At 34.1% G+C, this 26,606-nt stretch carries 21 protein-coding genes; 9 read left to right on the top strand and 12 right to left on the bottom strand.

The annotated features are described in order from the left end of the window. Positions 1-172 precede the first annotated feature (172 nt). Positions 173-1,519, top strand: a complete 1,347-nt coding sequence (locus tag BGO27_00895) for a hypothetical protein (protein ID OJV13713.1) — start codon at positions 173-175, stop codon at positions 1,517-1,519. Between the two features lie 73 nt (positions 1,520-1,592). After that, positions 1,593-2,567, top strand: coding sequence for a hypothetical protein (locus tag BGO27_00890; protein ID OJV13712.1), 975 nt, complete (start codon positions 1,593-1,595; stop codon positions 2,565-2,567). Positions 2,568-2,728: 161 nt separating this feature from the next. Here BGO27_00890 and BGO27_00885 read toward each other — a convergent pair whose 3' ends face one another. Together BGO27_00885 and BGO27_00880 are read right to left on the bottom strand one after the other, a co-directional pair. Beyond that, a complete protein-coding gene (locus BGO27_00885; GenBank protein OJV13711.1) occupies positions 2,729-3,082 on the bottom strand; it encodes a hypothetical protein in 354 nt (117 codons plus the stop codon). Between the two features lie 15 nt (positions 3,083-3,097). Beyond that, the gene (locus tag BGO27_00880; GenBank protein ID OJV13710.1) at positions 3,098-5,266 is read right to left on the bottom strand and encodes a hypothetical protein; all 2,169 of its coding nucleotides are present in this window, start codon (positions 5,264-5,266) and stop codon (positions 3,098-3,100) included. A 235-nt stretch (positions 5,267-5,501) separates the two neighbouring features. On the opposite strand from BGO27_00880, the gene BGO27_00875 reads away from it, so the two are divergent. Genes BGO27_00875 through BGO27_00865 form a run of 3 tightly spaced genes read left to right on the top strand, consistent with a single transcriptional unit; the run spans position 5,502 to position 10,772 of the window. Next, positions 5,502-7,193, top strand: a complete 1,692-nt coding sequence (locus tag BGO27_00875) for a secretion system protein E (GenBank protein OJV13716.1) — start codon at positions 5,502-5,504, stop codon at positions 7,191-7,193. 3 nt (positions 7,194-7,196) lie between these two features. Further along, positions 7,197-8,402 (top strand): hypothetical protein, encoded by a 1,206-nt coding sequence (locus BGO27_00870; GenBank protein ID OJV13709.1) that lies wholly within the window; start codon positions 7,197-7,199, stop codon positions 8,400-8,402. Between the two features lie 9 nt (positions 8,403-8,411). Beyond that, positions 8,412-10,772, top strand: a complete 2,361-nt coding sequence (locus BGO27_00865; protein OJV13708.1) for a hypothetical protein — start codon at positions 8,412-8,414, stop codon at positions 10,770-10,772. A 331-nt stretch (positions 10,773-11,103) separates the two neighbouring features. Here BGO27_00865 and BGO27_00860 read toward each other — a convergent pair whose 3' ends face one another. The 5 genes from BGO27_00860 to BGO27_00840 form a co-directional block, all read right to left on the bottom strand. Then, positions 11,104-12,675: a hypothetical protein gene (locus BGO27_00860; GenBank protein ID OJV13707.1), complete on the bottom strand. Its 1,572-nt coding sequence runs from the start codon at positions 12,673-12,675 to the stop codon at positions 11,104-11,106. A gap of 265 nt (positions 12,676-12,940) precedes the next feature. Then, positions 12,941-13,429 carry a hypothetical protein gene (locus BGO27_00855; GenBank protein OJV13706.1) on the bottom strand — a complete coding sequence of 163 codons (489 nt, stop codon included), beginning with the start codon at positions 13,427-13,429 and terminating at the stop codon, positions 12,941-12,943. Positions 13,430-13,472: 43 nt separating this feature from the next. Beyond that, the gene (locus tag BGO27_00850) at positions 13,473-14,252 is read right to left on the bottom strand and encodes a hypothetical protein (GenBank protein OJV13705.1); all 780 of its coding nucleotides are present in this window, start codon (positions 14,250-14,252) and stop codon (positions 13,473-13,475) included. Next, a complete protein-coding gene (locus BGO27_00845; protein OJV13704.1) occupies positions 14,224-15,045 on the bottom strand; it encodes a dTDP-4-dehydrorhamnose reductase in 822 nt (273 codons plus the stop codon). Before BGO27_00845 ends, BGO27_00850 begins: the two co-directional genes overlap by 29 nt. Continuing rightward, positions 15,042-15,896, bottom strand: coding sequence for a hypothetical protein (locus BGO27_00840; GenBank protein ID OJV13703.1), 855 nt, complete (start codon positions 15,894-15,896; stop codon positions 15,042-15,044). Before BGO27_00840 ends, BGO27_00845 begins: the two co-directional genes overlap by 4 nt. A gap of 260 nt (positions 15,897-16,156) precedes the next feature. Here BGO27_00840 and BGO27_00835 point away from each other — a divergent pair, with 260 nt between their 5' ends. Together BGO27_00835 and BGO27_00830 are read left to right on the top strand one after the other, a co-directional pair. Continuing rightward, positions 16,157-16,447 carry a co-chaperone GroES gene (locus tag BGO27_00835; protein ID OJV13702.1) on the top strand — a complete coding sequence of 97 codons (291 nt, stop codon included), beginning with the start codon at positions 16,157-16,159 and terminating at the stop codon, positions 16,445-16,447. An 18-nt stretch (positions 16,448-16,465) separates the two neighbouring features. After that, positions 16,466-18,115, top strand: a complete 1,650-nt coding sequence (locus BGO27_00830; protein ID OJV13701.1) for a chaperonin GroL — start codon at positions 16,466-16,468, stop codon at positions 18,113-18,115. Positions 18,116-18,184: 69 nt separating this feature from the next. On the opposite strand, the gene BGO27_00825 is transcribed toward BGO27_00830, so the two are convergent. Together BGO27_00825 and BGO27_00820 are read right to left on the bottom strand one after the other, a co-directional pair. Continuing rightward, positions 18,185-19,624, bottom strand: a complete 1,440-nt coding sequence (locus BGO27_00825) for a hypothetical protein (protein OJV13700.1) — start codon at positions 19,622-19,624, stop codon at positions 18,185-18,187. A gap of 290 nt (positions 19,625-19,914) precedes the next feature. Then, positions 19,915-20,766 (bottom strand): hypothetical protein, encoded by an 852-nt coding sequence (locus tag BGO27_00820; GenBank protein OJV13699.1) that lies wholly within the window; start codon positions 20,764-20,766, stop codon positions 19,915-19,917. 269 nt (positions 20,767-21,035) lie between these two features. Here BGO27_00820 and BGO27_00815 point away from each other — a divergent pair, with 269 nt between their 5' ends. Continuing rightward, on the top strand, positions 21,036-21,833 hold the full coding sequence (locus BGO27_00815; protein ID OJV13698.1) for a hypothetical protein: 798 nt from the start codon (positions 21,036-21,038) through the stop codon (positions 21,831-21,833). A gap of 25 nt (positions 21,834-21,858) precedes the next feature. Here the strand turns inward: BGO27_00815 and BGO27_00810 are convergent, their stop codons facing one another. After that, the gene (locus BGO27_00810; protein ID OJV13697.1) at positions 21,859-23,142 is read right to left on the bottom strand and encodes a hypothetical protein; all 1,284 of its coding nucleotides are present in this window, start codon (positions 23,140-23,142) and stop codon (positions 21,859-21,861) included. A 24-nt stretch (positions 23,143-23,166) separates the two neighbouring features. Then, positions 23,167-24,906, bottom strand: coding sequence for a hypothetical protein (locus tag BGO27_00805; protein ID OJV13696.1), 1,740 nt, complete (start codon positions 24,904-24,906; stop codon positions 23,167-23,169). Positions 24,907-25,040: 134 nt separating this feature from the next. Between BGO27_00805 and BGO27_00800 the strand changes: the two genes are divergently transcribed. Then, complete coding sequence (locus BGO27_00800) at positions 25,041-25,925, top strand: hypothetical protein (GenBank protein ID OJV13695.1); 885 nt, start codon at positions 25,041-25,043, stop codon at positions 25,923-25,925. 2 nt (positions 25,926-25,927) lie between these two features. Here BGO27_00800 and BGO27_00795 read toward each other — a convergent pair whose 3' ends face one another. Then, a complete protein-coding gene (locus tag BGO27_00795; GenBank protein OJV13694.1) occupies positions 25,928-26,596 on the bottom strand; it encodes a hypothetical protein in 669 nt (222 codons plus the stop codon). Between the last annotated feature and the right edge of the window lie 10 nt (positions 26,597-26,606).

Here is a 26,606-nt window from a genome sequence, read left to right as displayed (position 1 = left end):
TATTCCAATCCTTCTTTTACTCAACACCACTTCCTTACCTTTTTTACATATCAGCTGTTGCATTAGATTCTAGAATTTAGGAAAATTCATCCCATAACCAATAGTTAACAATTAACTTGACAATTAACCTTTATTTAATTATAATGTATTAAATTTTATAAAAGGCATAATCATGGCAAAATTTACAATTGATAAAGATTTATATGAAGATTATTTAGCAGCACTCAAAAATCCTAATGATACAGTGGCTATTAAAACTGCTAAGGAAAAATTATTAGAAGATATTCTTGAGGGCTACACTGAAAGATATACTGTAAATCATAACGGAAAAGATATGAATCCCATCCTTATTCAAATGCTAAATGAAGGTGGGTCTGTTTTTTGGGATTCGTATACAAAATCCTCTAAACTCTCAGAATTAACAGAAAAATTTTTATCAAAATATACTACAAGACGAATTAATATTAAGCCTAATCACATAGAGTTATCTGCACTTATAGATAATTCAAATGCTTTTACATTATCACTTAATATAGAAAATAGATTTCAACAATTTCTGACTTCTAAACAAGTTTCATTTGCAGAGGATGAATTTATAATTCATGACACACTTTTAGTAGTTCCAACCGCAAAAACAACACCTGAACAAAAACAAATTATTGAGGAATTTGAAGATAAGATTTTAAGCGAAATTAAGTTACAGCCACATTTATTAAATGACCCAGCTGAAGTGCAAAAACTTACTGACTATAAAGCTGCAAGAACAGCATTATTTCAAGCTATTTTGACAGCTAAAGAGGCTGAAAAAGAGTATGAATTATTTGATAATAAAAATAATATTGTAGAAAAATATAGCAGTGCAGTTATGTTTTTAACCCTTGATGATTTTGAGTTTCCTTCAGAAACTGAAGTAGCTGCTACTACGGGCTTTGATATCGAGATTACAGCAAAAGTAACTGCTGACAAGCTAATTGACGTAACATCTAAGCGTGTTGAGAATGATGTTAAAAAGCCATTTAAAGCTACCCTTGAGGCGCAAAAAGCATCAAAACCATTTAGCGGCATTACAAAAGGTGAAAACCTATTTGCATTTGGTAAAAGATTATTCACAACAGCTGGTATGGGCTTTTTAGGCTTTAAAACAGCAAGCAAGTTAATTAAATTTATGCCTGTAAACAATGTTGTTAAAGCTGCAGTTACTGCTTTATTTGTAGTACTTGGTAATGTTTTGGCAGGACTTTACATATCTTCTGAGAAATTCACAGTTGATAGCCAGGCAACAGGTGTTAAAAAATTCCTAGGTAAAATGTTTGGCGCACATAGTAATTTGTTTGCTAAAGAAGTTAATAGTACTTCAGCAAAAGCTAATGCTAAATTCTCAACTGAAGATCATATTAAATATTACCAAAAAATCGCTTTAGATGAAGTTCAATCAAGCCATAAAAAAGTAAGCTTTAAGGAAAGAGTTTTACCTAATGAACTCAGGGAAAACAATAACGTTAATATTAGCGTTAAATAACTAATTTATAAGCAGAGCCTAAGACGGCTCTGCTTAACTTAAAATATATCAAGTTTTAATATATGGTTTAATCATGACAAAATTTACAATTGATAAAAAATTATATAAAGATTATTTAAAAGCCCTGAAAAATCCTTTTAATATAGCAATCTTAAAAGATGCTAAGGAAAACTTACTTACTGAGGTCGCTAGGTGCTATTTTCAAAAATATACCACTAAATACCAAGGGAATGATATTCCTCAGCTTATTCTAGATTTAATTAATGAAGGTGGGACTGAATATATTAAATTTCTTAATAAGTTAACACCAAATTCTTCTGAAGCTGACATAAGTAATTTAATAGATGAGATTGAAAGATTTGATCGTAAGAATAAAAATTTGTTTATTAAATACGGAAATTTTATTAATTTCCTAGCTCTGAACAATTTTACCTTTCCTACAAAAGCTGAAGTAGATGCTACTACAGGTAATGAAATTGAAATCACAACCAATACTACAATAGATGTAATATTTAAGCGTATTGAGAATGTCGTTAAAAAGCCATTTAAAGCTACTCTGGAAGCGCAAAAAGCATCAAAACCATTTAGTGGCATTACAAAACGTGAAAACCTATTTGCCTTTGGTAAAAGATTATTCACAACTGCTGGTATGGGCTTTTTAGGCTTCAAAGCCGCAAGCAAGTTAATTAAATTCATGCCTGTAAACAATGTTGTTAAAGCTGCAGTTACTGCTTTATTTGCAGTACTTGGTAATGTTTTGGCAGGACTTTACATATCTTCTGAGAAATTCACAGTTGATAGCCAGGCAACAGGTGTTAAAAAATTCCTGGGTAAAGTTTTAGGTAGCCACGCTAATCTATTTGCGAAAAAAGTTAATAGTACTTCTGCATATGCTAACGCTAGTTTTTCAACTAAATCTCATGTTGAATATTATCAAAAGATAGCCTTAGATGAGTATGCAGTAAGCCAGAAAAAAGTAAGCTTCATGGAAAGAGTTATGCCTAACGAACTTAGAGAAAACAATAATATAACGGTTACTATAAGATAAATTGTGTAAATGCGAAAAACGCGCTGGTGTTTATTCGCTTAAAAATGGGTGTTAGTTTAAAAAACAATTCGCAGGATTGCTTTTTAAACTCCCCCCGCTCACCCATTTTTAATCTCATAAACTTACACAGATAAAAGACCATATTTATGTGTAAGTATAACTTATTTCTGGTATTTTCTTTCCATAGCCATAAGTAGCCTTACAACTTCAGTTGATGCTCTGCCAAAAGGGCTGTTTGCTCCGATCGCAATTTCTTCTGAAACATCCTGATTTGATTCAGCTTTTTCAACGACTGTTCTGATAGACTTATGAAAACTTGCGTGCGCTTCAATAAGTTCTGCAAATTCAGGATCATTATGATATTTAGTTTTTTCAGTATGAAGCCATTTACCAAGGTCACATTCATTGTCCCTTGATACTTTGTCTTTATCTATCGATTTATCAGGGTTTGCAATATAGGCTTTTAGCTTCATTTTCCAGTTACTATGAGATTTGATAGCTTCTTTAAAATCCATATTTCCCTCCTTATATTAACTATTTTTAATATTTTCAATAAACCTTGATACTGCACCACTAAGAGCCTGAGTTTCTTCTTTTAGCTGAGTTGAGGTTTTAAGTAAATTGGTAGAACCATTTGAAATACTTGAAAAACTCTCAGCAACGTTGTTAACTGTTTTCATTACCTGAGTAGTTCCTTTAGATGAATCGGTAGTATTAGATTTAATTTCGTTAATGAGTTTTTCTTCTTCGCCTACACCATTAACTACTACTAATGAAATATTACTGATTTTCTCAATAATTCTGGTTATTTCCTTCATGGCATCTACTGTACCCATGGTTTTGCCTTGCATAGTATTAATGATATCTGCAATTTCTTCGGTAGCTTTGGTTGTTTGATTAGCAAGGTTCTTAACTTCACTTGCAACTACAGCAAACCCTTTACCCGCTTCCCCTGCCCTTGCCGCTTCGATTGTGGCATTTAGCGCAAGTAGGTTAATCTGAGCAGTAATTTCATTAATAAGCTCGATTACAGAACCAATTTTTGCAGCAGTTTCAGATAAGTCACTAACAGTAACGTTTGCGTTGTTTGCTGCTTCTACGGCGTTTTTAGCAATCATTGCAGATTCTAAAATTTGGGTTTTGTTACCAAAAATAACGTCAAATATTTTACCTGTTACTGACTCTACGTTTTTAATATTTCTAACAAGCTTGGTAGTTGTATCAAGCAAATTGATAATATCATTTTCACTCTTTTCAGCGGAATTGCAAAGTACTTCAGAAGTATTTTTAACATTACCAGATGATGAATACAGTTCCTGAACAATAGAATTTACCTTTTGTTCAAGATCGTCAGCAATTTTATGCATTGTTTGGCTTCTTATATTATCGCTTTGAGACTGAAGCTGTAATTGCGCCCTCTCAAGCTCAACCTTCTTCATTGATTGCTCTCTGAACCTTTCAATAAATCCTGCCATTTTTCCGATTTCATCTTGCCTTTCAATATGCGGCACTGAAATATCATAGCTGCCATCAAGAATATTCTTCATGCTTTTTGCTATATCGTTAATAGGCTTTGTTATTGAAGACCCGAAATATACTGCAATAAATAAGCTTATAAATGAAGTTATAATAAGCGCCATTATCATTTTATGCCTTTCATCATAAAGCTGCGCCATTGCGTCTTCATATTTAATTTTTTCAATTAATGCTAAGCGAGTATCTAGAAAATTAATGGGTGTAAAAGAAACAATATATTTTGAGCCACCAATAACTTCCTGCACTACACCTGACTTTCCACTTAGAGCCAGTTTAACCGATTCAGACTGTAAATTTACTGTCAAAATATTATCTTTTTTGGAGGTTTTAGACTGATTTCTATTTAGGAAATCCTTTCCAACTAAATATGATTCAATATTAGTATTAACATCAGAGTCATTGATTACTTCATTTATTTTATTGATTGGCATTTGAAGTGCAAGCACACCTATCAACTTACCCGACTCATCAAATATACCTTTTGCTACAAAGCTAGCAGGAACCATAAAGCTAGGCTTATATTTTTCAAAATCACTAAATGCTATAAAATCTTTTTTATTAGCATCTCTTACCAAATTGTAAATATTGCCAAGTCCAGTATCAAAATACTTTCCACCTTTAGCAAAGCTTGAACCATAATCATCTTCTTTAGCAACTGTGAAAACTAAGTTACCTTTTGTATCAAATATAAAAAGGTCATAATAACCTTTCTCTTTAACAAAACGTCTTAGCCAGGGCATATACTTTGAATGCATTTCTGAGTATTTTGAACCATCTTTAGCATCGTTTAGCATCATGTAATCGGCAATTTCATATGGATTTTTAGTTCTGTATAAGTTTCTGATATAATCACCAGGATTATTAGGAATTGAATTAAATCCATCTATTAAATCCCTTGATAAGTCATCAAAATGGTTCTCATCCGCAGTTATGCTTATATCGTCAACAATTGATTTAAAATAATCGTTAAGAACTACCGCCTTGTTTCGCAAAGTGGTTTTTAAAAGGTTTACCTGAGACTCTTTTACGCTCCTTGCTGTAACAAAATCAGAGATTAAGTAAGTTGCACCACCAGATATCAAAAACACACTATATATGATAATTACAACTCTCTTTCTGAAACTGACCTTGTTAAAAAAGTCAAGAAAAGCGCTAGCTTTCATAAAATTTACCTTTTGCCGCAATAGATAAAATAACAAATATATTTATATATTAATAGATTTTACAAACAAATACAATACCATTATTAATTTCTTTTGTTTTATGTAAAAGTAATATAGTATAAATTATATATATTAATATCAGTTACTTATTATACTTATGGACTCAGAAGATAATAATATACCAGAAACTGAAAAAATTAACCGTGGCGAGCCTACAATTGCCCCTGGTGCATCTATGCACGGGAAAAAACTGGGAACTATTCTAATTGAAAAAGGGATGATTTCTAAAGATCAGCTTGAAATTGCCCTACTTGAACAAAAATCAGAAAAATCACGCGATAAGCTGCTTGGCAATATTCTGGTTGATTTAGGATTTATTACAGAAAGCGCTTTAAGCCAATTACTTTCAGAAGCTTCTGGCGTTAAAAATGTACACCTCAAAACCATGGTAATCGATCCTAATTTAATTAATCAGCTCCCTCAGGAAGTAGCAATAAGATGTAAAGCTTTGCCAGTTGCTCAAACAGAAACTGAGATACAAATAGCTATCTCTGATATTTATAATATTATGGTCATTGACCAGATTAAGAAGTATTTTGCTCGTAACTATAAAATTTCCCCTGTTTATGCTCCTGAATCTGAGATTTTAGAAGCAATTGATCAGTGCTATAAGTATGAGATGTCTATTGACGGCATCTTAAAAGAAATTGAATCGGGTATCTCTGATAATAAATCCATACAATATGCTGGTGATGACTATGTTAACCCTACAGTTCGCCTTGTAGATGCGCTATTAATTGATGGCATTAAGCAGGGAGCATCTGATATTCACTTTGAACCTGAAGAATCATTCGTGAGAATTCGCTACAGAATTGACGGCGAGCTAAGACAAATCAGGTCATTTCATAAAGAATACTGGTCGGCGATTGTAGTCAGGATCAAAATTATATCAAAAATGAACATAGCTGAAACCAGAAATCCACAGGATGGTCGTATTACATATAACGTATTAGGTCGTGATATTGATTTCAGGGTTGCAACACAGCCAACAATTCATGGCGAAAATATTGTCATGAGGATTTTAGACAGCAGGCAGTCTTTAGTGCCACTTGATAAGCTTGGATACAGCGAACACAATCGTAGAGTTTTAGAAAAAAGTGTTTTGCGTCCTGAAGGCATTATTATTGTAACTGGCCCTACAGGTAGCGGTAAAACAACTACTTTGTACTCTATGCTTAGCCATATTAATACAATTGAAAAAAATATAATGACATTAGAAGATCCAGTAGAATATAAACTGGCTCTTATCAGACAAAGTAGCATTCGTGAAGGTGCAGGACTATCTTTTACCGATGGTATTAAATCGCTTATGCGTCAGGATCCTGACGTGATATTCGTGGGTGAGATTCGTGACCATGAAACCGCAACAATGGCTATTCGTGCAGCTATGACAGGTCACCAGGTATATAGTACACTTCATACAAATGATGCTATTGGTGCTATACCACGTCTACGCGATATTGGCGTTGAAAGCACCATGATTGCAGGATCTATTATCTGTATTGTTGCTCAGCGTTTAGCAAGAATTTTATGTGCTAAGTGCAAAGAAGAGTATGTTGCTACAGAACACGATTGTAAGGTGCTGGATATTAAGCCTGATAACCCTCCAAAAATATTTAAAAGAAAAGGTTGCGAAGCTTGTGGTCATACAGGTTATAAAGGTCGTATTTCTATTAGCGAAGTGCTTCAGATTGACCGTGGGCTTGATGAACTTATTGCAACCAATTCTACACGTAAAGCAATGCTGGATTACGCCATGAGTAATGGTTTTATTCCGATGCTTGCAGATGGAACTAATAAAGTTCTGGAAGGACTTATAGATGTTGATTCTTTAATTAGCACAATTGACGTGACGTCGAGGTTGTAAAATATGCCGCAATATAAATATCAAGCATTAAATGAAAAAGGAAGAACAATAAGCGGTAATATATCCGCTGTTAACGAACTTGAGCTTGAGTCTAAACTTAAAACTCTTGGACTAGATGTTATAAGCTGCAAGGAAATAAATGAAACCTCAGGATTTTTTGGCGGGAGTAAGCTTACTCTTCAGGATTTAGTAGTATTTTGCGTACAGTTAGAACAGCTTGACCGTGCAGGCGTGCCATTACTTGATGCTGTTGGTGATCTGCGAGATACTACAGATAATTTCCATATGAAAAGTATATTAGCTGAAATTTTTGACTCGATAAATAAAGGTAAAATGCTTTCTGCTGCCCTTGCCCAGCATCCAAAATATTTTGATGAAGTTTTTGTTGGGTTAGTTACAGCAGGTGAAAAAACAGGTAATTTAGCTGATGTTTTCGGTCATTTAGCAGACCATCTGAAATGGGTTGATAATATTCAGCGTAAAATTAAAAAAGCAAGTTATTATCCTGTATTTTTAATGATTTTAATGTGTATAGTTATTGGCGTTATGATGTTATTTGTTATACCGCAATTATCCAGATTTTTATTATCTCAGGGCTTTGACCTTCCAATATATACAATTGCTCTTATCAATACTTCAAATTTTTTCCAAAAGTTTTGGATGTACTTGGCTTTATTTCCAGTGATAACTTTTTTCTCATTAAAATTTGCCTGTAAAGCTTCAGAAGAATTTAATTATCAAATGGACGCTATATTTTTAAGGATTCCTAAAATTGGCGAGACAATTCGTAAAATTGAAGTAGCAAGATTCTCTAGGTTTTTATCAATTACTTATAGAAGCGGTATAGGTATTTTAGACTGTCTGGAAATTGCTAATAACGTTGTAAAAAATGCCGTTATTAAAGAATCTGTTCATGCCGTTAAAAAGGCAGTATCAGAGGGAACATCGCTTACTCAGGCAATGACCGCCGCTAATCAATTCCCTTCTATGGTACTCAGAATGGTAAAGGTTGGTGAAGATAGCGGAAGAATTGACGAAACACTTAAAAACGTAAACTACTTTTTTGATAAAGAGGTAGATGAGTCAGTAAATACCATGATCGGTCTTATACAGCCAACGCTTACGATTATTTTAGGTGGGATTATGATGTGGGTATCCGTCGCAGTATTTGGTCCTCTATATAGTAGCTTTAGTAAAATGAAGTTTTAGGGCATGTACATGAAATTGTCGTATAGAAAAGGCTTCACACTTGTAGAACTATCGATAGTTTTAGTTATTATTGGCTTTTTATTTGGCGCAGTTTCTGCCGGACAAAACCTTATAAGATCATCACAAGTTACAGCAACCATAGCTGAAATTGAAAAAGTTAAACAAGCCGTTAAAACCTTTGAAACTCAATACGGCGCTCTTCCTGGAGATATTACAGATTCTAATACAATAGGCGTTATGCCAAGTGGTACAAGTTCTGGTAATGCTATAATTAGCGGCAATGAAGATGTTCTATTTTGGGCGCATCTTAACCAAGCTAAATTATATACTGGTAACTTTAGTGGAAATAGTGGCGATAGATATATTATTACAAGTGGTACGTCTATTGGCGGTGTGCCTGCAGGCAAAATACCAAATTCAGGATTTAGGATAGTTTCAACAGCCAATGGGCTTGCCATTTCTCTTGATGGATATAGTTCAACTAATAACGATCTTGCCGTGCTTAGTCCTAGCGAGGCTTTTGGCATTGATCAAAAATATGATGATGGAATGGCGGCAACTGGTAAAATCATGGGCTTTGATGGAAGCAATGCCGCTGCAAATTCATGTATGCTTGCGACAGGAGCTTATGCAGTTTCAAATAGCAATATTACCTGTAGAATGACTTTTTTAATATCAGGACTTAATATAACTGCTGCAACAGCAAATACCTGCGTTGGCGGCTATCCAATAGGTTCTACTCGCCAAAGCTCAACTACTGCATGCCCATATGGTCAGGTAGGTAAAGTTATAGAGGAATGTACATTGTCTGGTGGTTCAGCTTTATGGGTTAATACCAGAACCACATGTAAACCTGTTGAATGCGGTTTTGGACTTCGAAATGGTGAAGCCTTAAATTTACCTTGTCCAACCGGTTATTTATCTACATCAACTTCTAGAATAACATTAACTTGCATGCCAAGTGGCTTTTTGGCATATAGCAACACTTGCGCCATACAAACTGCAAATGCTTGTAGAGCAATTGATCAGGGAGCAACTGGTTATGCAATGAACAGGACTCTTGCATGCCCAATCGGAATAACAGGTTATGTCACTCAAGTCTGTACCGCACAAAACTGGACAACCCAATTTAGCGGATGTAGTACAACATTACAATGCACAGGCGCTATAAATCCAGGATCATTTGAAGCAGCAGGAACACTTAACACCTGTGGAAATGCTAACTATGCGCTAGTTGGGGGCGCTAACATTACAAGAGGATGCAGACTTGGTGCAAATGCTACGGCTGCTTTCGATAACCCCTTACACTCAAGATGCTTACCTTTATATACAGGCGCTCCTTGTGCTGCCGGTAATACTCGTGATATTGGCTGCCCAATGGGATATACAGGATCACATATTCAGGTATGCGTAACATCTGGTAATTATATTACTCAAAGTGATAATTGCGTGCCTATTACATGTGGGACAGAACCAATCGGGGGTATTAAAATATCCAGAGGCACTGTCTGCAACAATAATGAGGAAGGATTTACAGTTGAGGTATGCACTTTAAATACTGGAGCAACTCCTAACAGAGGGGACTGGGTGGTTCATACCTCAACATGCAATACCAGATATTGTAATACCAGAACTACAGGAGACCAAAATACTGGGCTTGGCACTTACACTACTGCGGCTGGATATGCTAGTAACGTTAACCATGCAGCAACTGCTTGCCCTACAGCCCCATATACCAATAACATTAATAATGCTAATTATAGCAATTCAAGTCGCTGCGGCTTTGACGGCACATGGCAGGCACGTAACGGAGCATGTTTAGCAAACGCATGTCCTGCTCTTGGCAGTGCAAATACTACATCCCCTACAAATCCAGATTATTTCTTCAATATGCTATTCCCGCAAACATATGATTATGGCGGGGGTACGGTATATGCACCTGAGCATGGTACTTATGAAATTGTAAAAATTGACAAAGATAATCCAAGCCCTACAAATCCTCCAAAATGTAATAGTCCGTATGGCTCTCTATTCCCTGCTTCAATTGCACAGGATGCTAAAGTTATTTGCTCAGATAGAGGACATTGGGTAGATTTCTGTAATGCTGGTGTTACATCTGCCACATATGGCACAAGATTAAACGGACTTGCCGCAACAACAGCAAGGTCATGTTTAGGCACAGGAACACTCAACTCAACAGATAGCGCACCATTTGCAGCAAGTGCATCAAGCGCATGTAGTGGCAGCAGGACAGGAATACTATATAGACCAGATACCAATAGAAACGACGTATGTGATGGGACTGATTCATCTAGTACACCACCTAAATGTCAAAGCTGCCATAGTACAGAATTATATTGCGTGTATTAGTAAGATATAGTTTTTATGTTCTAAAATTTTTTCATTATAAAGCGTGACTTGGCAGAATTGTAGAAGTTCATAATTTCAGTGACGGTCATTGCGAGCAAATGTTTAATTTGCGTGGCAATCTACATTACAAATAAGATTATTTGGTTTTATGAAGCTTTTAGAACTTTGGATTGCCACAAAATGCTTCGCATTTTTCGCAATGACAGTAAATGAAACTTAAAACCTATACAATAATGAATATATTTATAGCGAATTAAGACAAAGAATATAAAAAAAGCGCCCGAGGGAAACCTAAGGCGCTTTTTCTTTTAGAACTATAAAGTATCAAAAATTATTTCGCAACAACTGATGATTCTTGTGTAGGTCTTAACTCAGCAAATGCCATTTTACGTACATTTCCTTGTTGTTGTTTAGCAGCAAGTGCATCTAAAGCAGCATTTTGCTCAGCTTCTAAGAAAGCACCTTTAGCAGGTCTAGCATTTGCATCAACTGTAACTGTTGTTGCAAATAATGCAGCATCGCCACCGAATACTTTCTTTAAAGCGTTACCAGCTTTTGCAAAGAAACCAGATTTAGGATCAAGGTTAGCTTCAGCTGTTAATGTTTTAGAAGAAAGAATTGCAGTTGCAGCAGCATTACCGATTAATGCGTTAACAACGTGCTTACCATATTTAGATGCAACGTTAGAAACAGCAGCAAATACTCTTGTAACAACGTCTTTAGAGAAGAATGCTACAACTTTTTTACCAAATGCTGTTGCATAGAATTTGTTCATAAGTTTGCTTAAACCTGTGAAGTTTGCAACTTTAGCTGCAAAATTGTTTGGTAAGTATTTAGAAGCAAGATTAGAAATAACCGGACCTAAAGCTCTACCAGCAAAATATAAACCAGCAGAGAATGCAACTGTGTAAGCTACACGTTTAGCAAATACTACTAAGTTGTTTTTTAAGTATTTTTTGTTGTCAGCAGTAGCTTGAGCTTTTGTAGCAATTACGCTTGGTCTTTGAACTTTAACAGAAGCTAATTTGTCAGAAACAACTTGGCTTTTAACTGTAGCTTTAACAGTAGAAGCTGTTACAGATGTTGTAGCTTTTAACTCTGTAACTTTACCATTTGCATCTTTTGTTGCATTTAATGTAAAGTTAGAAAGTTTTAAGTTGTTGTAGAAGTCGTCAAAAGAAGCAGCAACTTTAGCTTTTTCAGCTGTTTTAGCAGCTACTTTTGCTTGAGCATCAGCAACATTATCAGTTTTAGCTTTTGTTGCATCAGCATGAACTTTTGTAGCTGCTGTAATTGCATCTGCAATAAGTTTACGAGCGGTTTCGTTTGTAGCTTCTTGCTTTTTTTCATCATCTGTTGGATTTTTATCATCAGCATAAGCTGTTTTTAAAGATGTAACATCAAAATTTTCAGCAAATTCAGCTGGAAGTACAACATCAGCACCTGCAGCATCAACAAATTTTACTTCTTTTGCTAAATTTAAATCAGCAGCTTTAGGAGCAACATATGCAGCAACTTTCACATCTTGTGCAGCTTTTAAAGCATCTTCAAGATTTTTGATTTCCGTATCAATAGCAGCAGATTCAGCTTTAACAGCTTCATCAAGAGCTTTAACTTTTTTTGTAGCATCTTTAGGATCAGCAACTTCTTCCTGATCTTTTAATTCTTTAGCTAAAGCTTCTACTAAGTCTTTTTCAGCTTTAGCAACTTTTGCATTAGCAGCTTCTTCAGCAGCTTCAAATTTTGTTTTAGCAGCTTCTTTTGCAGCATCATCTTTAGCAGCAGCTAATTCTGTATCATATGTTTTTTTAGCAGCTTCAAGATCAGCTTTTAATGTTGTTTCTTTTGCTGTAATATATGCATCATATTGTTTTAATGCACCATTCATTGTGTATTCTGTCATTATCAACACCCTAGAAATTAGTTAATAGTCAATTTTACGATAAACTATTATTTAGTTTACGATAAGTGCATTATATACATCCGCAATAATATTGCAATCGAAAATTTACCAAAATTAACTTATTAAAAATTAATTTTATAATAATCAATTACTTGATATGTTAATCATTGGTATAAATTTTAATGTATAAAAGGCATCTAAAATAATTTTTTAAATCATTATTTTAGATGCCTTTTATACTTATAAATATTTAAGTTTCAATAGCTTACAAGCTATCAACCATTTCCTTTGCTAAATTTTCTTCTTTAGATAATGATTGAACCAAAGCTAGCACTTTTTTTCTTATTTTGCTTTCTTTAATTTGAGAATATGACTTTACTAGTGCCATAACTTCTTTTGTAGAAACGTCATCTTCAAAATCATACTTAAAGCCACGGTTTTCTTCATTAAATGCTAATGACGCGCCATTTTGATTAGCAGATTTAACATGGTCTTGCGAGAACATATTTGAAAAAAAGTAGTTAACATCAACATTTAATACTTTTGCAAATTCAAATAGTCTGCTTGCACCTATTCTGTTAGAACCCTTTTCATATTTTTGAATCTGCTGAAAACTGACCCCCGTAGCCGACCCTAACTGATCCTGGCTCAAACCTAACATAGTACGTCTGAATCGCAATTTTTTTCCAACTTCGATATCAATGCTTTTAAGTTCTTCTTCAAAATCTTCAGTTCTATTGTTTATAATTTCCATAAAAATCAGCCACTTATTGTTAAGAATACATCAATCATATACATTACTTTTTAGCTAAGTGCAACGATTTTAAAGTAAATCTAAGCTTTAAAAGCAATAATATAGTAATTGTTAATAAATTTTTCCCAAAAAATTTGCCAAAATAATAGTCAAATCCATTTAATTTATGCCGCTCTACAAAGATTTTGGGTGCATCACTTGTAGAACACGTATGCCTAACATACTTATAGGGGTAATATATTAATTTTCCACCAATTTGTCTGATCTTCATACATAAATCTAAATCTTCCACATGTAAAAAGTACTCTTCATCAAAGCCCCCTAACCTAAAATAGTCTTCTTTGGTAAATAACATAAACGCGCCTGATGTTGCTTCTATAAAGACTTTTTTATCAGGTAAAGGAGTTTTATTTAGATTGATACCTCTAAATATATTAAATGGCGTTAAGAATCTTCTTCTGCTGCCTCTTTGTTCACTTCCATCAAGGTTTTCAATTTTGCAGGTAGCGCACAATATGTGAGGTTCTTTTAAATCCTCTAACATCTCTGTAAAGTCAAAATCATCTGATAGTACACAATCAGGGTTTATTATTAGCACATAATCGGTTTTAACATGCTTAGCTCCAAGGTTACATCCTTTAGCAAAACCAATATTTCCATGACCTGATATAATCTCGGCATCTTTTATATTATCCAAAAACCCTTCAGGATTACCGTTATTAACTATAATTATCTGAGATATATGTTTATTATTTTTAAGAGATTTTATCGTATCAAAAAGTACATCACCTGTATTATACGACACTATTACGGCAGTAATCATTTATTACCTTTTTTAAGCTTTCATCAAATTCTTTTTGCACAATATCATATTTTTCACATATAACAGCACAATTTAATACGGAATACATAGGACGCTTTGCTGGCAATGGATATTCATTACTTGTAATTGGCAATACCCTGCCATTACCTATGATATCAGATATTTTGACCGCAAAATCATACCATGACATAATATCTTTATCTGTATAATGATATAGCCCAGGTATAGGATTTTGAATAATTTTAGTAATTACTTCTGCTAAGTTTAGACAACTTGTTGGACAGCCTATTTGGTCATTAACTACTTTTATCTCAGGTTTTTCAGATAATAACCTAATCATAGTTTTTACAAAATTATTACCGTAACTACTATATAACCACGATGTTCTGATAATAATCGATTTTGGGCAATTACCTAAAACCGCCTCTTCCCCAAGTCTTTTGGTATAACCATAGAAATTGACGGGGTTTGTAATATCGGTTGTTTTATACGGAGCAGCCCCCTCTCCATCAAATACATAATCAGTCGATATATGTATTAAATACGCATCGTTTTCCTTACACCACATGGCAAGCTTTTTAGGAAACTCGCAGTTTAGCTCTAAAGCACTGGCTTTCTCAGTTTCGGCCAAATCAACCTTAGTGTAGGCTGCTGTATTTATTATAAACTCTGGTTTTATATCGTTAAGTTTATCAAATGAAAATTCTTCTTTTGATAAATAAGTAAAGTCTGGTGCAATTTGAGCCAGGCTTGCTGCCAAATTTCCGCTTTTTCCAATAACAACTACATTCATATTATAAACAGCCCCACCATTAATGGCATGTAGACTAGCGCAAAAAATGCGGCGAGTAAAACAGTTGTTGCAGCTTTTTCGGGGTGGATTTTAAATAAAAGTGACATAGTAACAGTATTTGTAGCAATAGGAGCAATAGATAACATCTTCATAGCCATATGAACATCTGGCTCATATATATGAAAAAATGCCCTATCAAGCAATATAAACGCCATAGTCAGTAACGGCCAGGCAACAAATTTTGACAAAAATGCCATACCCAAAAACTTTTTATCTATGGTAAGCTTATCCACCTGCCCAAGCGCAATACCAATAACAAGCGTACCAATTGTAAAGTAACAACCTTGTATATAATTAAGTAAATCCATAACTGACTTTGGAATATCAGCAATCTCTAACCCAAAATAGTTGAGCAGCGATCCTGCAATAAAAGCATATATAATAGGAAGTTTCGCAATTCTGCTTAATGCTTCTTTTGGGGTTTGCTCCCCTTTAGATACCATATAAAAACCAATTGAATTTTCATATAATGAAATACCTAACATGCCACTTATATACAAACCAATTAGGTTTGGGTCATTATTTGTTACAGCAATTGCAACAGGAAGACCAATAAAACCAGTATTGGCACTACCTGCCGATAATGCAATTAAGTTGCGCTGAGGGTTGTTTGCCCAAATCTTACCCCCCAAATAATAGAATAAAAAGCATAAGATACTGCAAAATATATAAATAGTTACAGGAAGCGTAAGAGCAACTCCGTTATCAAGATCAGCTTTAAGCGCCCCCTGAAATATTACAAAAGGCGTTACTATGTAAAATATAAGCTTTGCAAGGTCAGTTCCTTGCATTTTAAGGCGTTTTGCGCACAAATAACCCAGAAAAATATTGACGTATAGCGTCATAATCTTCTGTATAATTATAGAGGTTAGCATTTTAAGTAAGATATGGTTAACTAATTCATTTACATACAGTATAGACCTAAATGCCTGAAAATTCAAAAAAAACAAAAAAATCTTTTTTTATCCCTTGAATTGAACCAATAAGTACATATATATACTAACGCAAACTTAGTAAACCAAAGTTTAAATTTACAGGGAGATTAACAATTATGACAAAGTTCATTCCTTTAAAAGACAGAATCGCAGTTGAGCGTATTGCTGAAGAGGAAAAAACTGCAGGTGGAATTATTATTCCAGACAGCGCAAAGGAAAAACCAATGCAAGGTAAAGTAATTGCTGTTGGTAATGGCAATAAAGACGACAAAGGTGCTGTAATTCCTATGGATGTAAAAGTAGGTGATACAGTTCTATTTGCAAAATGGTCTGGAACTGAAGTTAAAATCGATGGCAAAGACCTTCTTATTTTAAAAGAAGCTGATGTTATTGGAATTGTAGCTTAATTATAGGAGTATTAAATTATGGCTGGAAAAATTATTTCACACGGTAGTGAAGCTCGTAAAAGAATGATCGAAGGCGCTAACATTCTTGCTGATGCAGTGAAAGTTACATTAGGTCCTCGTGGAAGAAACGTAATCATCGAAAAATCTTTCGGTGCGCCACAAATTACAAAAGATGGTGTTACAGTTGCTAAAAGCATTGAACTCGTTGACAGAATGCAAAATATGGGCGCTCAGTTAGTTCGTGAAGTGCCTAGCAAAACAAATGACAAAGCTGGTGATGGTACAACAACATCTACAGTTCTTGCTCAATCTATTATTAACGAAGGTAACAAGTTAGTAAGCTCTGGTCTTAACCCAATGGACGTAAAAAGAGGCATTGACCTTGCAGTAACAAGCGTTATCGAAGACCTTAAGAAAAAAAGCCGTCCTGTTAAAGACAAAAAAGAAATCGCACAGGTTGGTACAATTTCTGCAAATGGCGATACAGCTATTGGTGAAAAAATTGCTGAAGCTATGGAAAAAGTAGGTAAAGAAGGCGTAATTACCGTTGAAGAAGCAAAAGGCTTAGAGTTTGAGCTTGATGTTGTAGAAGGTATGATGTTTGACCGTGGTTACTTGTCACCATACTTTGTAACAAACTCAGAAAAAATGACTGTAGAGTTAGATAGACCTTATATTTTAATTTTCGAGAAAAAATTAACAGGTCTTCAGCCAATGCTTCCACTTTTAGAAGCTGTTGTTCAGTCTGGTCGTCCGCTTTTAATTATCGCTGAAGATGTTGAAGGCGAAGCACTTGCTACACTTGTTGTAAACAAACTCCGTGGTGGCCTAAAAGTCGCTGCTGTTAAAGCTCCTGGTTTTGGTGATAGAAGAAAAGCTATGCTTGAAGATATCGCAATCTTAACAGGCGCTCAGGTAGTAAGTGAAGATTTAGGTATGAAGTTAGAAAACGTAAATCTTACCGCACTTGGAACATCTAAGAGAATTGTTATTACAAAAGAAAACACAACAATTATCGATGGTAACGGTGAGAAAGAAGCTATTGAAGCTAGATGTAGCCAAATCAGAGCGCAAGTAGCTGAAACAACATCTGACTACGACCGTGAAAAATTACAAGAAAGACTTGCTAAACTTTCAGGTGGTGTTGCCGTTCTTAAAGTTGGCGGCGCAACAGAAGTTGAAGTAAAAGAACGTAAAGACCGCGTAGAAGATGCTCTTAACGCAACACGTGCTGCTGTTGCTGAAGGTATCGTTTCTGGTGGTGGTACAGCACTTTACTATTCTTCAAGATCACTTGATAATTTAACAGCTACAAACGAAGACCAAAAAGCTGGTATTGCTGTTATTAGACGTGCATTACAATCTCCACTTCGTCAAATTGCTGAAAACTCAGGTATTGATGGTGCAGTTGTAATTGCTAAACTTAATGACAGTAAAGATGCAAACTATGGTTTTGATGCTCAAAAATTAGAGTATGTAGACATGTTTGAAGCTGGTATTATAGACCCTACAAAAGTAGTTCGTACTGCTCTTCAGGATGCTGCGTCTATTGCTGGTTTATTTATTACCACAGAAGCTTCAATTGTTGAAAAACCAGAAGATAACAAACCATCTGCTATGGCATCTGGCATGGGCGGAATGGGTGGTATGGGCGGAATGGACTTCTAGTTTCAACCTTACTCAAAATTAAAAAAGCCGGGTTTTTATAGCCCGGTTTTTTTTATATAATCAAAACTATTATTTTGAATGATAATTTCCAGAATTTGGCGCTCTATAGTGACTTTCACTCTTATTTTCAATAATATTAGCGATTGTCTGACTAACAGATGTTGGACTTTGAGAAGTTTGCACCTCATTAACAATTTCATATTGTTTAACTAATTTTTCCATAACCTGTTTTGCTTGCTGCGCAGTTTCTTTCCCGCCATGACCATCAAATACAGCATTAATAAATGAATTTTGAGCATTGTTAATATTAGCAACCTGCACTGAAATATTATCTTGCGATCCACCATCTATTGCTTTTCTTAATAACAATGAAGCCAAAGAAAATTTATCCTTTTCTGATGAAGATGCTTTATTATAATCTCTAACGATTTCAGAAATTTTGTAAGGATTTAGACTATCTCTGTCAACAATACCATCACAAAATACTATTACAAAAATATTTTTACCTTCTTTGATCAAATCTGCATATTTAACTTGACCATAATCTGGAGTATTTGGCATAGGAACATTACTGTCACCAAATGCACCCCCACATTTTATATCACCGTTAACTCTGTTATAAAACATGCCTTTTGGATTGCCTGCCATAACATATCCATCTGCTTTCTCAACCATTTTCTTTCTAACAGGGTATAAAGCTTCCTGATCCTGACTTAAGTTATAAGTGTTATCAGGATCAATTGTACCATCTTGGTTTAATACAACTTGCATAATTCTTGAGTCGCCAAGATTACTGTAGCTTAAAGTTTTAGTCTCAGCATTATAATAGCTCATTACAGCAGTACTACCTGATTCATTAGCTTTAGTTTCGTTTCCAATACTATTATTGATAAATGATAAATATTTTATAGCTGCATTATCATCAAAATTTTCATTTAACTCAGCAAAAACTAATGTATCTTCTTGTTTACTTCTACCATAAACACCACCTAATCCAACATCTTCGGCAACTGAAACTGCACCTTTTTGCATATCTATTTCTAGTGTTTTTAAGGCTTTAGTTTCTAATAAATTTTCTGTATTAGCGTAACCAGTCTTAGGCATACTATTATATTGCATTTTTGCTTTTAATAATGTGAAATTAACAGCAACATCCTTCATTAACTCTAAAGAATTTAAATTACCATTACCAAGAGTATTTTTAACATATTTAACTGCCTCAGTTAAAATTTCGGCTTTTTTTGCAGCTGTATCTTTTGCAACCTGAACATCAGATGATTGTTCTGAATCATATGCACTTTCAAGTTCAGCGTAAAAATCAAGAACTTCGCTAATTGATTTTTTGCCATAAATAGTAATATCAGAATTATTTAGTTTAGTTATGTCAATATTTGACATTAATGACGTATTAATAACCTCACAAAAATTTACAAGCTCATTGATTAGTTCTGGAGTATTTACTTCACAAATTGATTTAATTGTATTTATATCTACGCTAAACTTTGACATATTTTTTCTCTTTTTATTAAATTTTATATTAAATATATAATCCCCAACATCATACAAATAAAATTATTAAAACTCAATGCTTATATTTACTTTTATAAACTATTTCTTTGCTATATTATTGATATATATTAGGTTGATTTTGCTAATCTTCTCGAACAACAAAATTTCTAAAATTTTGGGTAGCAATTAAATATTAGACTTAATAAAAGCCTCAAATCAAAAGGATATAACCAATATTAAGAAAGATTAAAAGCTGGATTAAAATCCAGCTTTTAATCTTTCTTAACTATCTAGAACATCATTCCATCATTAATTTCCTTACCCTTACCTTTTTTGTTATTAGGCAGTTTATTTTTATTTGAGCTTAGTACTCCTATTTTTTCACCTTTTGCAGCTTTTACAATAGGATACACACCTAATGTTATAATGCTTACCAGCGCTGTTAGGATTACATTTAACGCTTTTACAAGCTTACTTTTATGCTGTTTATTTGCAGGATTATCTATGATTGGTTTCATTGCTTTTTTAACGTTCTCAGTAACGGTTTTTGCATCCATTTTTCCGCTTTTTGATGATTTTTCAATCCCAGAAACTACCGCACCAAGTAAAGGTCTTGGTAAATCAGTTGATTCTACAATCTTTTTAGTTGCATCAAACATTTTTGATTCAAACGCTTTATTATCAGCTTTTTCTGGCTCAGGTTTTTTACCTGATTCCTTATCTTCAGATGCTTTTACTTTGTTTAGTGATGTGTTATTATCGTCAATTAAAGATTCATTTTGCTTTTTTACAATCTCGTGTTTTTCTGCAACCAAGACAAAGAAAGCTGGAGAATTAAAATATTCCTTACCCAACTTACTTTTTATGTATTTAATAGCATCCTTACTAAACTTTTCTATCTCTTCAATGTCTGTATCGTTTTGTTGCTTGCCCTTAACCGCTTTTGTTGCATAATGCTCAAGCATATCACGCAGTGACCTCATACCATCAACTTGAACATTGGTATTATTTTGTTGTGACAAATCTATTTCCTTATTTATCATTCTGTTGATTGTTGCGCATAAATTATAAAATTCATCTGATACTCTTTTGTTACCTTGAAGATTGAATAATTCATTCATATCAATTTTTTGTGCTTTCATTTTGACCTCATACTTACGATAAAATGGTTAATTACCAAATAGTTAATATTTTAATTTTAAATGACAAATTACCGCCCATCGATACAAAATTATTTAAAATTTAATAAATTCATATTTTTCAAATAAGTAAAATTTATCCCCCTATGTTTTAACTAATCCTTTAATTAAATTTGTCTATTTTAAAAATAAACTTATTACCTAGCCTATTAATCTTCTTGCTATATGACAGGTTTTTGTGGTAAAAGCTCATAATTCTGGAGTTTTTAAATATGTGGTTAGCGATTATAATATGTGGACTTTGCATAGGCATGGTTTTAGCTTTATTTGGTAGCGGCGGCTCAATTTTAGCATTACCTGCTTTAATATATGTATTCGCTATAAAACCTACTGTAGCCTCCAGTTACTCATTATTTATTGTAGCAGTTACCTGCTTAGTGGGCTTTGTTTTAGGGCAGAAAAAGAATAAATTAAATGTTTCAAAAGCGTTTGCAATTGCACTTCCTTCATCGTTATCTACATATTTAGTTAGGCATTATTTGTTACAGGAAATACCTGAAACAATTATAGATTTTGAATTAATCAAATTATCCAAAGACTTTTTACTTAAGGCAATTATAGCAATTATGATGCTAATTTCTGGCTTTAGAATGGCATTTAGAAACCATGTAGAACGCGGGGATGCAACATCTATTAAGGAAGTATACCCTAAGTATTTTGCAGTAGCCTTTTTAATAGGCTGTCTCACAGGCTTAGTAGGTTCAGGTGGCGGCTTTTTAATTGTACCTGCTATGGTTAGTATTTTAGGTTTTTCAATGCGTTATGCAACCAAAATATCACTGCTTATTATTTGCATTAACTCATCTGTAGGAATCGTGGGTGACTATAAATTACTTCCAAGCCTTAATTGGTTATTTTTAGGCAAATTTGTATTATCATCTCTATTAGGTTTATACATAGGTAATAAGCTTGCCAGCAAACTCAAAGACCATCATCAAAAAAGGGCATTTGGATATTTTTTAATTATGGTAAGCCTTTCAATAATATTAAGAGAACTTGTTAAGTTGTAAATTACCTATCATAATATTTAAATAATCAAGCAAGAGAGTGTTCAAAATCTTTAACTTGCTGATTTACAATGATTTTACGAGGGTTAAAGTTCTGAATATAAAGCCCCTCTAAACTTCTGGCTCTTGATAAAGCTACGTAAACCTGACCTGGTGCGAATGCTTTACTTAAGTCGCAATATATGCGGTCAATAGACATTCCCTGTGATTTATGCACCGTAATGGCCCATGCTAAACTTAATGGAAGCTGCGCAATTGAGGCAATTTCAGATAACCTGCCAGTCTCCAGGCAAATATCCTCTAATGCCCATGATTCATATTCAATAACCTTTTCAACACCGTTGTTAAACCTAACTACAGGTAGTTTTCTGCCTTTAAATATAATAAAATCAAGTACTTTGCCGGTTGATCCGTTAATAATACCTTCTTTGTAGTGGGTATTTTTAAGCATCATAACCTGCGCGCCAATTTTAAGCTCTAAAGAACTTGGAGCTAAGCAGTATTTTTTTAGGTAATCAAGTTTATCCTTATCATCCCCATATTCTTCCATTTTAAAGCTTTGAGATGTTGTATTAAGTTCTTTCAGAAAATGGGTATTAATTCTATCAACCTGATCATTATGTGTTGCAATAATGGTTAAGTTTTTAAAATCAGGCTTAAGGTTTTCACGAGATTTAAGAAGTCTTACGTCTTTATCTGATAGCTGGTTAAGTCTAATATTATTTAAAAGCTCAATAAATTCAGGGTCTTTTTGCCTAAAAATACTCTTTAATACGAACACTTTTAAGTTAGCTTCGCGCCATACCTGACTATTAAAAGCATAGGAATACTGGTTATCACGTGTTACGGGTGGAAGCTGAGCAAAATCTCCAATTAATACCACCTGAATACCACCAAATGGTACATTAACTTCACGAATGTTTCTGAAAACCATATCAATTTTATCAATTGTATCGCTGGCAAGCATTGATATTTCATCTATTACCAATAGCCTGCATTCTTTGATTTTCTTACGCATTTGGCGTGATTTGGCAGACTTTAACCGCTTTACTATAAATTCAACAGGCATATCCCCTGCTCCAATCCCTGAAAACGAATGGATAGTAGCACCGCCAATATTTACGGCAGCAATACCTGTTGTAGCTGTAATTTCAATTCCACGGTCATGGTATAGTGCTTTAAGTAACGTAATTAAAAAGGACTTTCCAGTACCCGCCTTACCAGTGATGAATACATTTCTGCCCTCTCTTACTGCATTTATTGCCTGATGCTGATCCGGAGACAAAGCATTCATTAAATCTACTGTATTCATTTTTCCTCTTTAAAATCCCAAAATTTATACTTTGGCTAATTTTTTATATATATCTGAAGTGCTTAAAAGCTCATCATGAGTTCCCATTTTGCTAACTTCCCCACCATCAAGTACTACTATTTTATCTGCATTTTCAATTGTAGAAAGCCTGTGAGCAATTACAAGAGTTGTACGACCCGCCATAAGTCTTGCAAGACCCTTTTGTATAAGCTGCTCATTTTCGCTGTCTAAGTTACTTGTAGCTTCATCTAGTAAGAGAATTGGGGCATTTTTAAGTATTGCTCTGGCGATTGCTATCCTTTGCTTTTGACCGCCTGAAAGCCTCATGCCTTTTTCACCAACAAACGTATGATATTTTTCAGGCAATCCTTCAATAAATTCATGAATTTCGGCTGCAATACTTGCCTGTACAACATCCTCAAAACTAGCATTTAAATTACCATATTTTATATTGTCATAAATGGTTGCCGAAAATATAACCGTTTCTTGCGGAACTATTGCAAAATGCCGTCTTAGATCACTCATGAGTATATTTTTGATATTAATATCATTTATTTTAACCTCACCATATTCAAGGTCATAAAGCCTTAAAAGCAGGTTAAAAATTGTAGATTTACCACTGCCTGAAAGCCCTACAAAAGCAATGGTCTCACCTTTATTTATTGATAAGCTAAAGTTGCTTAAAACATTTTTAGATGGATTAGAGGGATATGCAAAGCTGATATTGTCAAAGTTTATACTTGAAAATTCGCTTACATTAATTATTTTTGGACTCTCAGGATCTTTAATATTACTTTTATAAGCAAGTAAATGAAATATTCTATCAACAGCACCATGTGCTTTTTGGAATTCACTTAATGTTTCTGCAAGCGCCCCGCTACTTGAAGCAACAAGCACAGCATAAAATACAAATGACGACAAACTACCACTAGTAAGCTTTCCATCAATAACTTCATGACCACCTATCCATAATACAAAGCTTATTGAACCAAATACTATAGCAATTACTAGTGCCACAAGCAAAGCCCGTAAAAATATTCTTTCCTGAGCGGCATGAAGAGCTTCGTCAACCTTACCATTTAAAATAGATTTTTCATAGGCTTCGCGATTAAATACCTGAACTGTAAGTATGCCCCTTAAGCTTTCTTCTACTCTTTCACTGATTTCAGATATTTTTGCCAAAGCATCCTTTGATAAAGTTCTTACCTTTCTGCCAACAATTACAATAGGAATTACTACTAAAGGCATGAGTCCCAGTACAATAATACTCAGAAAAACACTTGTTTTAACGAGTAAAACCAGCCCGCCTATAAGTAATATCATATTTCTGATGGCAACCGATAACAGAGCTGTAATGATGTTAGTTAGTAATGTTGTATCGTTAGTAAGCCTTGTAATAATATCAGATATTTTATGCGACTCAAAAAACTCAACAGGCATTCCAACAACTACAGAAAAAGCATCCTGACGGATTTTAGCAACCACTTTTTCGCATATATTTGAAATTAAAAATGATCTAAAAAACGTTGCAATTGCAAGTACTATAGATACGGCTAATAAAATAATTAGAGCTTCGTTTAAAACCTTATAATCATTTTTAGCAAAACCTTTATCTATCAGGCTGCCTATGCCATCACCTATTCCAAGAACTGAACTTGAAGATATAGCAAGTGACACCATAACCCCTACAAGCTCATATTTAAATGGCTTTACATAATCTAAAGCAATTATTAGCGATCTTAAAGGAGAGGAAAACTTACTCATTAAACTGCACCGTTTCATTCAATTGTGCCAAGAATTTATCATACATTCAGTAATTTGACCAACTAAAACTAAACTTGACTTTAGGAAAATAATACACGACAATATATTAATAAGTTCATATATTTTAAATATTTATGTCAAAAGATAAAGAAGGTGGTGGAACCACTATAATCATCAAGAAGATCAATAAGGTAGCCGGCGGTCACCATGGTGGAGCTTGGAAAGTTGCTTATGCTGACTTCGTAACCGCGATGATGGCGTTTTTCCTTTTACTTTGGCTTTTATCAAGCGCCCCACAGGAAACATTAAGAGGGATTGCTGAATATTTCACCCCAACAATAGGAATCAGAGATGAAAAAGGTATTGGCTTTCAGGGCGGTAAATCTTCTAGCAAGACAGAATCTAATAAAGAAGCTGAATATGCAGATAATCAAATTCTTTACGGCGCACCTTCAAAAGGAGTTTTAATCACTCCACCTGAGGAAAAAAATAAAGATGATGAAGCAGATCAAAAAAACTTCATTACTATGGAGCAAGCACTTAAGGCAGCTATAAATCAGGATAAAGTTTTAAAGGATAATGCTGAAAATATTAGAATCAATATAACTCCCGAAGGGCTTGAAATTATGATAGTAGATACTAATAACAAGCCAACATTTAAGCCAGGAACCACTGAACTTGCACCTCATGCCAAGCTCATTTTAGAAAGAGTTGCTCAGATGATAAAATATATGCCTAACTTTATCTCTGTAACAGGCTATACAACAAGCGCAAGAACAGGAAGCTACGATGCCTGGGAATTATCCTCAGATAGAGCAAATTCTGCAAGGCAATACTTACAAAAAGCTGGTATAGATTCTGATCAGATAGGTAAAATTGGGGGCAAGGCAGACCGAGAGCTTTTAAATACAAAAGATCCTAATGCACCTGAAAATATTAGGCTTTCAATTATACTTATGAAAAACTCTATTAATCCACTTAAAGATAGAAATCTCGCCTCACCAACTAATTTAAAATAAGGCTAGATTCCTAAATCATTATAGATTTGCTGAACAGCACCTTTAGAAACTTCAGCTCTGTAATCATAAAAAATTGGCATTGGAGATAAAGTTTCAATTAGTCCTTTATTGTTATCAATAATTCTTTGCTCTAAATCTTCAGTAACGTCACTACCAAAAGCATTAAGTATTCGAGCTATTAAATCAGAAAATAGAGTACCTTGATTTTTATTTATTAAATTTACAATTGTTTTTTCAGCATACCATGAATCAAACATAAAGCCTGCTGCAATACTTAAAGCGTGAGACGTATGTTTTAAACCTGTAAGTAAATAATTCTGAAAAAATTGAAGATTAATGTCTTTTGTTTGATGAGTATTTTTTTTAGCAAATTTTTGTATATCTTTATCTAAATTTTGCATTTTAGTCGATAAAATTTTCAAAGCATTTGTGTTATTAATAAACATAGCACCAGCATAACTTACAGCTAATTTAATAAGCTTCACATTGAGCAAGCCCCCTATTACTGGAATATGCCTAATCACATTAGAGATTAAACTCCATATCATGCTTGCCAGCAGAATACTTCTGGCAATACCAATTGCCACAAGCTCTGGTTTTTTTTGCTCATCTCTTGTGATTTGGATATATTTTGAAAGGCTATTATTCACTTTGACATTTTTTGAAGACATTCTAAATTCC

The organism is Alphaproteobacteria bacterium 33-17 (assembly GCA_001897445.1).
In the GTDB taxonomy this organism is placed as follows: Bacteria; Pseudomonadota; Alphaproteobacteria; order Rickettsiales; family 33-17; genus 33-17.
The sequence above is the reverse complement of the archived record's forward strand: the minus strand, read 5'-3'. Positions and strand labels throughout refer to the sequence as shown.